This is a genomic window from Butyrivibrio sp. NATIVEDY162, from assembly GCF_045999815.1.
Taxonomy (GTDB): domain Bacteria; phylum Bacillota; class Clostridia; order Lachnospirales; family Lachnospiraceae; genus Butyrivibrio.
The window spans coordinates 3,330,587-3,341,635 of sequence record NZ_CP172573.1 but is presented as its reverse complement, the minus strand read 5'-3'; the positions used below and the strand labels follow the sequence as shown (position 1 = coordinate 3,341,635).

At 41.1% G+C, this 11,049-nt stretch carries 9 protein-coding genes and 1 riboswitch; of the genes, 1 reads left to right on the top strand and 8 read right to left on the bottom strand.

All coding sequences use genetic code 11. From position 1 onward, the window contains the following. A complete protein-coding gene (locus ACHCNF_RS14545; RefSeq protein ID WP_408070466.1) occupies window positions 1-1,890 on the bottom strand; it encodes a diguanylate cyclase in 1,890 nt (629 codons plus the stop codon). 265 nt (window positions 1,891-2,155) lie between these two features. On the opposite strand from ACHCNF_RS14545, the gene ACHCNF_RS14540 reads away from it, so the two are divergent. Next, on the top strand, window positions 2,156-3,829 hold the full coding sequence (locus ACHCNF_RS14540; protein WP_408070465.1) for a hypothetical protein: 1,674 nt from the start codon (window positions 2,156-2,158) through the stop codon (window positions 3,827-3,829). A 183-nt stretch (window positions 3,830-4,012) separates the two neighbouring features. On the opposite strand, the gene ACHCNF_RS14535 is transcribed toward ACHCNF_RS14540, so the two are convergent. The 7 genes from ACHCNF_RS14535 to ACHCNF_RS14505 form a co-directional block, all read right to left on the bottom strand. Next, entirely contained in the window at window positions 4,013-5,047 is a 1,035-nt protein-coding gene (locus tag ACHCNF_RS14535; protein ID WP_408070464.1) for a fibronectin type III domain-containing protein, read from the bottom strand. 229 nt (window positions 5,048-5,276) lie between these two features. After that, window positions 5,277-5,366: riboswitch (cyclic di-GMP riboswitch) on the bottom strand. A gap of 131 nt (window positions 5,367-5,497) precedes the next feature. Continuing rightward, the gene (locus ACHCNF_RS14530; RefSeq protein ID WP_408070463.1) at window positions 5,498-6,067 is read right to left on the bottom strand and encodes a rhomboid family intramembrane serine protease; all 570 of its coding nucleotides are present in this window, start codon (window positions 6,065-6,067) and stop codon (window positions 5,498-5,500) included. Beyond that, a complete protein-coding gene (locus ACHCNF_RS14525) occupies window positions 6,054-6,545 on the bottom strand; it encodes a metallophosphoesterase family protein (RefSeq protein WP_408070462.1) in 492 nt (163 codons plus the stop codon). Before ACHCNF_RS14525 ends, ACHCNF_RS14530 begins: the two co-directional genes overlap by 14 nt. A 58-nt stretch (window positions 6,546-6,603) precedes the next feature. Continuing rightward, a complete protein-coding gene (gene rdgB, locus ACHCNF_RS14520; protein ID WP_408070461.1) occupies window positions 6,604-7,206 on the bottom strand; it encodes an RdgB/HAM1 family non-canonical purine NTP pyrophosphatase in 603 nt (200 codons plus the stop codon). 31 nt (window positions 7,207-7,237) lie between these two features. Then, window positions 7,238-8,290, bottom strand: coding sequence for an N-acetylmuramoyl-L-alanine amidase (locus tag ACHCNF_RS14515; RefSeq protein ID WP_408070460.1), 1,053 nt, complete (start codon window positions 8,288-8,290; stop codon window positions 7,238-7,240). Further along, complete coding sequence (locus ACHCNF_RS14510) at window positions 8,290-9,441, bottom strand: THUMP domain-containing class I SAM-dependent RNA methyltransferase (protein WP_408070459.1); 1,152 nt, start codon at window positions 9,439-9,441, stop codon at window positions 8,290-8,292. The genes ACHCNF_RS14515 and ACHCNF_RS14510 overlap by 1 nt, the downstream gene beginning before the upstream one ends. Before the next feature lie 258 nt (window positions 9,442-9,699). After that, window positions 9,700-11,043: an MATE family efflux transporter gene (locus ACHCNF_RS14505; protein WP_408070458.1), complete on the bottom strand. Its 1,344-nt coding sequence runs from the start codon at window positions 11,041-11,043 to the stop codon at window positions 9,700-9,702. Window positions 11,044-11,049 lie beyond the last annotated feature (6 nt).

The following is an 11,049-nucleotide window of genomic DNA, read 5'->3' as shown; positions in this document are numbered from 1 at the left end:
CTAATTTCCGGCTTCCTTTCTCGCCTTTTTATCCGCATACATTTTTTCATCAGCTCTGTCCATCAGATTCTGAACATCAATAGCTTTATTTATCACGCCGCCGGCGCTTCCGATACTGGCAGCTATCTTATATTCTTTATTTGCAACATTTTCTTTTGACTTCAGGAACACATCAAGCCTGCTTCTCACAGCGTCCGTGGACAGCTCCACATCACAGTCTGTGATGATTGCACAGGCAAACTCATCACCGCCGTAGCGTGCACAAATTCCGTTTCTTGATGAAAAGTGCTTAATTGCTTCAGCCATGCTTTTTATCGCAAAATCTCCCTGAGCATGACCAAACATATCATTTATGTATTTAAGCCTGTCCATGTCGATGGAAAAAATGGTCAGATACTTTCCATAGTTGTTACCATCCTCTACCATTTTCTTAAGCTCTGCCGTAAAGCCCCTTCTGTTGTAGATTCCCGTGAGGTAATCCAAAACAGATACCTGCTCTATTTCATGGCGCATCCTGGCAAGATTCCTGTTGGCTATGACCGCATTGATAGCTGAAGAGAGGAACATTCCGAATTCCTCACATCTTCGTATGTCTCTGTTTGTGGTATCCTTTGTGCCGCAGCATAGGTATCCGAAAACCTGATTTCCTGCATGAAGAAGGCGCACCAAAAGAAGGTTGGCCTCATCACCGTTTATTATATCCGCAAATCCCGGGATAAATTCAGGTTCATCATAGCAGGTGCCGATTCCTGAGCGCTCACCCTTTTCAGATCTGAACATCGTAATATATCTGTGCCCACCTATGCCTTCTATCTCAGGTGCCAGAAGGTCTGAGAAAACTCCTACAAACTGGAACTGTCTCTTCCAAAGCCACAGGGTAGTGGTAATGGTTTGCGATAAGTCACACATGGATTCAAGAACTGCTGCCTCAGCCATAAGGTTATTGATACTGTTAACAGCCCAGTTCACATCAGCATAACTGGATGAAAGCACGTTAATATCCTCAAGAGACAGGATATCCTCAGCCCTGCTGCAGCCACATGAGTTTCTCAGCTTCAATCCGAAATCCACGTCGTGCCTTTTATTGATATCCGAATCCTTGTGGTCCTTGATAAGACTGATTACCTTTTTGGCTTCACTTTCATAATCAGGCTCTACCGTCGTTATTGATGGCACATTGTAGAGACTGCTTTTTATTCCGTCAAAACCGGTGACAATAATATCCTCCGGCACTCTGTATCCATTCGCTATCAGCTCATCCGCACAGGCGATAGCCATAGCATCATTAGCACAAACTATAGCCTCTATCTCATCACCCGACCTGATAAACCGCTGCGTGGCTTCTCTTGCAGGTGTATGCCAGAAATCACCATGCCCCAGCCTGTTTTCTTCGAACGGAATTCCATTTTCTTCCAGCACTTCTTTATATGCTTCTATACGGTCCTCTGAAAAATTGTCACCTTTAGGTCCTGCAAGCATGTTGACCTTACGGCATCCATGAACATCTATTACATGCCTAACTACGGACTTGAAACCGTCTTTATAGCGCATGGATATATTAACCCTGCCCGGAAGATTTTTTTCCATAGCAATAACAGGGATCCCCTTCTTCTGTCCCAGCTTATTTATTGCCACAACCAGATAATCATTTTTAATGAATTCAAGTTGCACAATTATGGCCTTGATATCAAGATGCGAGCATAACTCAATCAGCTTAAGCTCACAGTTGTCTCTGTCCTGATCCCAGACCGTAGTTTCCGAAAAGCTGAAAGCAATAATAAAATATCCCTGTCTGTTACTCTCTTTTTCTAGTTCACGTATGAAATTACTGTTCTTTTCCTGATCGAGCATTCCGCCCATAAAAGCGATCAGTTTCTTAGGTTCTTCCATAGTTTGATGATAGCATACAGAAGAATTGCAAATAATTACATTTCTATAAATTATTTTATTCTGCTCACACCATTGCATTTAGGTATGGTATTTATCGTTCCGTCTTCATTAAATGCAATATTTTTACGTAAAACAATTCTCCCTGAGACATTTGTTGGACAACGTGTGATAAAACAATGATAGAAGGATTGCTAATCTGTTTCTGTAATCAAAACAGATAGAGAAATCAAATATGAAAATGTCAATTTTGAGGGAGGTTAATTTTATGAAGTCCAGAATCATTTCTTTGTTACTATCAACAGCATTAACCGTATCAATCATCGCAGGCTGTGGAAATGCCAATACAGGTAATTCCAACACAGAAGCTTCCACTACTACAGAGGCTCTCGCAGACAGCACAGAAACTGACAAGCAGGCTGAAGATACAGCCGATAGTGCTGACAGCACAGAAAGCTCAGCTACAGAAGACAGTTCTGCAACAGACGATAGCCAGGAACAGGCTGCAGACTCCGGAAAAAAGTCTTTACCTGCTTCTTTCGAAGAGCTGATTAGCTCTCTTCACGCAGGACAGTCCTACGCTTATGCTCCTATCTGTGAAGGAGAGGATGCTCTTCTGGTAACAAGCTATGTTTTTGATGATCTTGAAGGTCATTTGGGTACTTACGAAGCTACTATTTTTATGAAAAAAGACAATGCCATTGAAAAGGTTACTACTGTTCAAAGTGGCGGCACAGCTTACCCGATCGCTGTTGCGGATAACAACAGTCTCATTCTTCCCATGCGAAACTCCATAACAAAGGGATATGTAAGCAAGGAGACCGGCGAGTTCGTTATTACAGACGAAGCGAATGTAGATTATATAAATGCTGAAGATGGTGAGTATCATAACTACAAGGAAGGCGCCTCTGAGCTGCCGGCAGATTCTTCCTTATTTGATGAGCTAAGCGATACATATCAAAATTCAGAAATAATAAGCTTCGAAAAGGCCGGTGTATCAGATGATGGCACGCCTAACCTTTCAGGAGCTGTATACGCAGCATACAACGAGGATGAGCAGTACAATGTTTTAAACTACTATATTTTTAATGACGAGACCTCCGGTTCTACACAGACACACGATGGCGTTTCAGGTGTACCCTTCACCTATGAGCAAACCGGTGACGATCTCATATTCCACTTCGCATCTGCTGATGATACAACCGAAGCAAAATATAGCTGGAATGAGGGCGCTTATCCGATGATAACCTTTACCGGAGATAATAAACCCGAAACTGAAAAAATATATATTTCATGCCTTGGTAACCAGGATCCCGAAACCTTTGATGCTGAAAAATACTATGACAACGACAATAACCTTCTTATGCAGGTCAAGAGCTTTGATGAAACTTCACTTACAGGTGACCTGTATCGCGATGAAAGAATTAAGGCTGAATATGTTGATAATGCAAAAGAAAACGACATCATCTACTCTATAAACGGAACACCCTTTACTGTTGTTTCTTTTGAAGAGGCCAACAAAGAGGTCAAATACGGAACCGATGAAGAATTCAAGAAGGACTGCATAGGTACGACAAGGTTTGATGGTTTCCTCGTAAAAAAAGGTGATGACGACTTATATTGTGCTCTCGAGAAGGAAGATTATTCCGAAGAATACAATGTTGTTTATATGCTGAATGATGGTGCTATAAGAAAACTCGTCGAAGAAAATGTGACCTTCAAGATCAAGGAAAACTGTGAAATCATCCTTCAGAAATTTGTCAAAGATGGCGACGTCGAAAATCTCACAGAAGAATATCTTGTCGGAAGAGAATTCAAAGGAGACAACTATCCCGGATGGTCAGATAATGCTGATGAGTACTATATGACCACCAGCATGCTTGTAGAACTTGGGGTAATTGACGGTGAGCTTTATACTATTGTTCAGAAATATGTGCCTTAATTAAGTTAAAATCGATATTATAAAAAGTGTGTAAGTAAATTTTGCATTAACTTACACACTTTTTAGTTTATATGAGCATAAAACATTTAGAAAAAAGAGGATATCATCGTCTGTTTCCAGATATCACTTCTCTTTTTTCACGGGACCATTGTTTCAAAGCCCCTGAGCAATATACTTAGCTATTTAGTTTCCAAGCTCGTCTGTGGAACAATATCTTGTAATTTTTCCTTTTACATAAACCTTACCAGCGATAGTACCGTAAACCATTCTGCCTCCCATCTTTTTGTAAGGCATTACAGCTACATAATAGCCTCTGTTCTTTTTGAATTTGCTACCGTTAAACTTCTTTACAACAGCAGATGACTTTTTACCGCCCTTAACCTTGTATGCCTTATAGCCGACTTTCTCCTGCTCAGAAACATATACGATATATCCGTCAGCGCCCTTTGTCTTCATCCAGCTTACATTGAGCTTACCCTTTTTGATCTTTACATCGTAGCCCTTCCTGGTTGACTTAATATCAGAATTTGTTAGAAGCTGAGTCTTGTCAGACCAGTCTCCATAATACTTTACATCATCAATCTCTGTGAAAGCTCTTACCTGAACATAGTACTTCTTCTTATCCTTAGCATCTCCATAACTACCTCCACGGAATACGCCAGTACCTGTTTCATCATTTTTTACAAGGTTATTGCCTTCATATACCTCGTACTCATATCCGGAAACATAAGGCATCTCTGCCCAGTCAAAGTCGAAGCTTCCAAGATTTCTCCAGTTATGAGTCTGGAAAGGTGCTGACGACTTAGCAGGTGTTGTGTAGAAGGAATCACATAAAAAGTAGTAATCATCCCAGTTAAGACCATACTTTCTGTAATCCACAGTAATATTTACATAATAACGGCTTCCGGGTGTAAGGTTATTAAATGTGTACGATGTCGAATTAGGATCAATGGATATTTTCTTAGCCTTTGTCATGGCTCTTGCGCCTTCCAAAGTTGTTGCGATTCCAATGTGCATCTTATCAATTTTATTGGATTCAACTTCTGAATACTTTGTCCAATTAACTGTAATGGATGTCTGGCTTGGATTAACCTGTTTGATCTCAGCACTTTCAGCATGTACAGTCTGTGCTGTCTGCGGTGCCACAAAAACTCCCCCGAGTGCTATAGCAGTTGAAAGAACTGCTGCAGCGATTCTTGTAAAAACTTTTCTCTTCACTTTTTTTCGTTCCTCTCTTGTTTTTTATAAAAATCTCTATGCATGCATATATAGAGTTTTTATTCGTTTCTTATAATTCAACTATAAACATCTATAACGTTTTATTAAATATATAATGACGCAAAATAGGATGTTTTAACTTGCGGAGTGTTTTTTATCTTTCAGGAAATCCGAAGGGATTTCCTATTGAATAAAAAAACTGCAAACAGAAACGAATCTCTCCGTCACTCTTTGCAGTCAAACCATCTTTTATAAACCATTCCCCAAAAGATTTACAACTTTGCGTCCATACATCACTGTATGTTTGCCCCAAATGTAGAATTGTCGTTCCCTCGCAAATTGTGATTATACCATATTTGGGGTCTGATTAAAACCTCTTTTTAGCAGGTAAATTAAGGCAACGAACGTACATCATTCGCAAAAAACGTCTAATTTGGCAGTCTTTTCATCCTAACAAGCCACCGCATTAAATATGACAATCCCCACACCGCAAAATATTCCCGTAGCAAGTCCGGTGAAGTGTCCTATAGAGTCGATTCTTTTGGAAGTTGTCATAAGTGCAAGTAATATAAATGTTGGGAGCATGGATTTAAGGGCAGAAAAGCCCGCCACAGAAAAAGCCATCACAAGATAGATGCCTATGAGTCCGCAGATCACTCCGGACGCACCTATGCATAAAGTAAATGGTGATGACTTTTTATGAATTCTCGCCGAAAGTGTCTCCCCAAGCAGCGTAAGAAGAGCATAGGCCCCGGCATATAGCCACGGCCCAAGTGCATATTCCAAAACAGTTCCGAGATTGTACAGCGAGTACATATTACATGCAAGATGCAGAAATTCTTTCTGAGTAAAAGCAGCAGTAATTATGCGGTAATACTGTTTTTCCTGAATGCTGAGAATATATGAAGATCCAAGTTTTCCAACATCCAACACTTTAAGGTTGATCAATATGAAAATAATTATGTTGCATCCGATAAGCACATATGTCACCGGATATAGGCCAAAATCAAAATAATTCAAGATATTTTAGCTCATAGGAAAGCTCGCCCTCATCATCTATTGTAATGATGATATACGACGGTTTCCTGCCCTCCTGTCTGGGGTATGAGAGACTTCCCGGATTGAATACATACATTCCATCAATCTCTGCTGCAACAGGTCTGTGAGTATGTCCATAAATTACCACATCTGCCCCTCTTGCAAAGGCTTCTCTTTGAATCTCATCACTTCCCATATTCACAAGATACCTGTGTCCGTGTGTGACAAAAAAAGTGTGAGGCCATACCTCAAAAACCTGCTCATCGGGAAGGTTACAGAAGAAATCATTGTTTCCCCTGACAATTCGCATGGGAGCCCCTGCAAGCTGTTGCATCTGAGTCTCGCTTCCCTCTGTATCTCCGCAATGAATGATCAGATTTACAGGGCTTTCCTTTTCTACCACTCTGTAAAAATTTTCATCTTTTCTATGTGTATCACTAACTACTAATATTTTATGCATATACGCTATTCCTGTATCTTTCAAGCAAGCATTCTGTCTTAATCATCATTAAAAAAGCTTATCCTCTCAGCTTCTGCTCCATCAATCTAAGAGCCTTTCCTCTGTGGCTTATGGCATTCTTTTCTTCAGGAGATATCTCCGCTGATGTCTTACCATATTCAGGAAGGAAAAAGATTGGATCATAGCCAAAGCCGTTCTCTCCTGCAATCTCGTGCCCTATAATGCCTTCCATGGTAGCTCGTACAACATGTTCTGTTCCATCAGCAAGTACCGCACTTATGGCACATACGAATCTTGCTGTGCGCTTTTCATCAGGCACTCCTTCGAGCTTCTCAAGTATCTGTCTGTTCTTCTCAGAATAAGGTGTGTCATGTCCAAGAAAACGCGCAGAATAGATTCCCGGCGCCTTATCAAGACAATCTATCTCAAGCCCCGAATCATCAGCCATAACACAATAATCTGTCATGCCCTTATCCTTGCATACTTTGGCCACAGCTCGTGCCTTTATCATAGAATTTTCTTCGAAGGTACTTCCGTTCTCTTCGATATCAAGGTCTATCCCTTCATCCTTCATGGAGTTGATCTCTGAAGCAATATCCCCCATTATCTCTCTGATTTCCCTCATTTTGTTGTTATTACCCGTTGCAAAAATTATTTTCATAATGCTCCTCACTAAATAACCTGAATTATATTTAATTTCCGCTTATTATCGCAGGAAATGTATCATTTTCTTCATCCGTACTACCGGGCTTCGTTTCAGCAAATGCCGCCTTTATACCATCAGCCACGCCCTTTGAACACTTTTCAATATAGCTGTCTTTTTCAAGCTTATCGTGGTCCACTCTATTATTAATATTTCCTATGGTTACAAACGCAGAGGGAATCGTCGAAGTCAAAAGCTCAGCGTTTTTCTCATCTGCTGCAGCAAGTCCAAGTGCGTTGTCTCCTGTCTGAGTAACAACCCCCATCTCCAACTTGTCAGCAAGCTGAACATTGCCAAATCCTCTGATAAAAAATCTGTCATTATAAAAAGTTCTTATGCCGGAGTCGCTCTCTACCGTTTCTTCAGTACCAAGCTGAATAAAGTAGTCTGCCCTTGAATCTTCTATAAGAGCCTTCAACTCTTCTGCGCTTAATCTCTCCTCATCAAGAGTAGTAAAATAAAGCTTTATGCCTTCGCTTACAGGAAAACAATTCCTAAGATAGGGAATCATTTTTTGCCCGATCTCGTCCACAGGATCGATCACCACAACCTTTTCATAAAGGTCATCCGGCTTCTTGAAGCTGACCACAATCTCCTTATCTCCCAGAGATGTCTCATTCTCATAAAGTCCGTCCAACTGAAATGTCAGACGTACCAGTCCGCTCTCATTAAGGGGCGTAAAAGAACCCTGCTGCACACACTCAAGATCTGTTATGACCGCATTTTTACTATAAAAATCTGCACTTTTACCGTCTATGTAAAGTTCAAATTTGTGCTGTCCATGCTTTTCCTCAAGGGTGATTTTATCTGAACTCACTCCGCCCTCAAGAGGTATCAAAAGCGTGCCCTTTCCTTTATCAGACACCGGTTCCTTAACATCAAGCAGATATTCCTTCCCGCCAAGTTCCTTATAGAAACTGGCATTTTCAGCTTCTGCAATGATTACGCTCTTGGTGACTGTCCTATAAAACATAGCTCCAAGCGATATTGCGACAAAAATCCCCGTAAGTATCGCCGTTACTTTAAGTCTTTTCTCAACCATTACTCAAAATTCCTTCTTGGCGGCTTCGGACCCATGTATTGATAAAAATAGGTCTTTATCATACCATTGTAAATCTTTCGGTTTTTGTCAGCCTTTTTGCCTATGTCGCGCTCTGCCTTTTCATAAGCTGTAATCAGATACATTGACCAGGAATCAAGCGCCTTGTATCTGGCTCCAAGTGTCTTGTACAGATCCGGAAGTTCCTTCATCTCGCCGATTCTCTCGCCATAGGGAGGGTTTGTTACTATAAACCCGTATTTTTTCCTGTGGCTAAGCTCAGAGACAGGTCTCGCCTGAAAATGGATAAGCTTCTCAACTCCTGCTTTCTCAGCGTTAATTCTGGCGATATCTATTACCTCGGGATCTATGTCATATCCCTGGATATCAACCTCTATCCCATGATTGATCTCCTCAGCGCACTCTTCACGAACGTCCTTCCAATTCAGCGGAGCAATAATATGAGTCCATTTTTCAGCAGTAAAATGCCTATGCATGCCGGGTGCTATATTCGCCGCTATCATGGCCGCCTCTATGGGAAAAGTTCCGCTTCCGCAGAAGGGATCAACCAGTATTCTGTCAGATTTCCAGGGTGTAAGCATCAAAAGTGCAGCAGCAAGGTTCTCCGCTATAGGCGCCTTCGCCTCAAGTTTCCTATAGCCACGCTTATGAAGCGATTCTCCCGTGGTATCAAGAGCAACAGTAACCTCATCCTTCATCAGGAAAACACGAACAGGAAATATTTCTCCCGTCTCCTCAAATCTTCTGATTCCGTAAATATCGCTGAGCCTGTCAACCATGGCCTTTTTCATAATTGACTGGATATCTGAAGGGCTGAAAAGCTTACTTTTTACGCTGCTTGCTTTTTTAACCCAGAATTTACCATCCTTTGGAATAAACTGTTCCCAGGGAAGCGCTTTGGTTCCCTGATAGAGCTCCTCAAATGTAATAGCTTTAAATGAGCCTATTTTTATAAGCACTCTCTCAGCAGTCCTGAGTCCAATATTCGCGCGCACAACGGCATCGGGATCACCTGCAAATGTTACTCTTCCGTCTGCGACCTCACGGATTTCATAGCCAAGCTTAATTATTTCTTTTTTTAATACCGACTCCAAACCAAAGTGACAAGGAGCGATCAAATCAAATCTCTGCATATTTACCTTCCTTAAGGGACTTAACTTAACCTTTATATTCTAACACATTATGGAAAAGTAAAAAAATTTTTTATTAAGCTATAAAGTTTTGCAAACTATAGTCGATATACTTATTGCAGAACAAAAAGGACAATCTCCTTTTCTTAATGACCGGTATGGCGTCCCCACCCATGCCGGTCTCCTCCCATTAATGGGGATTTTTTTATGTTCTTGCACAATTTATCATTTTTGTATCAAAAAGGAAAAACCATCAATCTCTCAATATCTATACCTTACTCTAAAGAATCTAAGAGCAAAGACCGTGGTTACAAGACTTATCGCTTCTGCCACAGGCCATGCCAGCCAGAGGCCTTTTTCATTTATAAGTGCGGTGAGTCCAAACAGACATGCAGTAAGAAACACAAAGCTTCTAAGGGCAGATAATATCCCTGAGACAAGCCCATTGGAAAAGGCTGTAAAGACGCCGGAGCCAAAAATGTTAATGCCCGCAAACAGACACCCCGGCAGAGTAAGAAGATACCCGGTATAGGCCACATCATAGAACTCTGTTCCGGGATCAAAGAAAACGCTTACCACCTGCTCGCTGAAGACGAACAGCACAACCGTACATAATACTCCAAGTATCACTGACCATAGCATACCAAGCCTATACGCATTTTTTCTGTTGGGGATATTACCGCTTCCGTAATTGTATGAGAAAACCGGCTCAATGGCTGATGTGATACCCATGAACACCATCATGATAAATACCTGAACATAGGTGACGACGGCAAGTGCACTTACACCTGTCTCTCCATAGAACTTATATGCAAGATGATTGCTGAACAGGACAGTAATAGCCTGTGCAAGATTTGAAATCATGTCAGAGGATCCGTTGAAGCATACAAGAAGCATCTCTGCCATGTCGGGCTTTGCAAGCTCAAAGGTATACGAGCTCTGCTTAGTAATAAAATAATACCAGATAACATAAACTATCGTACTGGAATAACCTATAACCGTGGCAATAGCTGCGCCGCTTATCCCCATGTGAAAAAAGCCCATAAACACATAGTCAAGGATACAGTTCAAGGTGCCTCCTACAACTATAACAATAGCAGCAACTACAGATTTTCCTTCTCCTATTACAAGAATCCCAAAGACAGACTGAAGGAGCACAGTCAGGGAAAACAGGCTCATAATATTATAATACGGCCTTAAATAAACAATGTTTCCCTCTGTTGCTCCACACAGATGCATTATTGGGTCTGCAAAGGCAAGCAGTATCACGGTTAAAATGATTCCCAGAATTATGGTAAAAAGCGTAATCCTTGAAAATGTCTCCCCGGCCTGCTTTTTTCTGCCTTTTCCTACCTTTAGGATTATCAGTGCGTTACCGCCGGTACCTATCATAACTCCAATGGCAATCATCAGAGTTACGATAGGAAAATAAAGATTTATTGATGCAATAGCCAGGTCTCCTATGAACATCTCTATAAACAAGCCGTCTACAATCTGATAAACAGCAATAAATACAAATACAAAGATGCTCGGAGCAACAAACTCAAGAAATGATAAAAACGTAAATTTCTGAGACAGCTCTTTTTCCTGATCTATACTGCTCAATTTTTG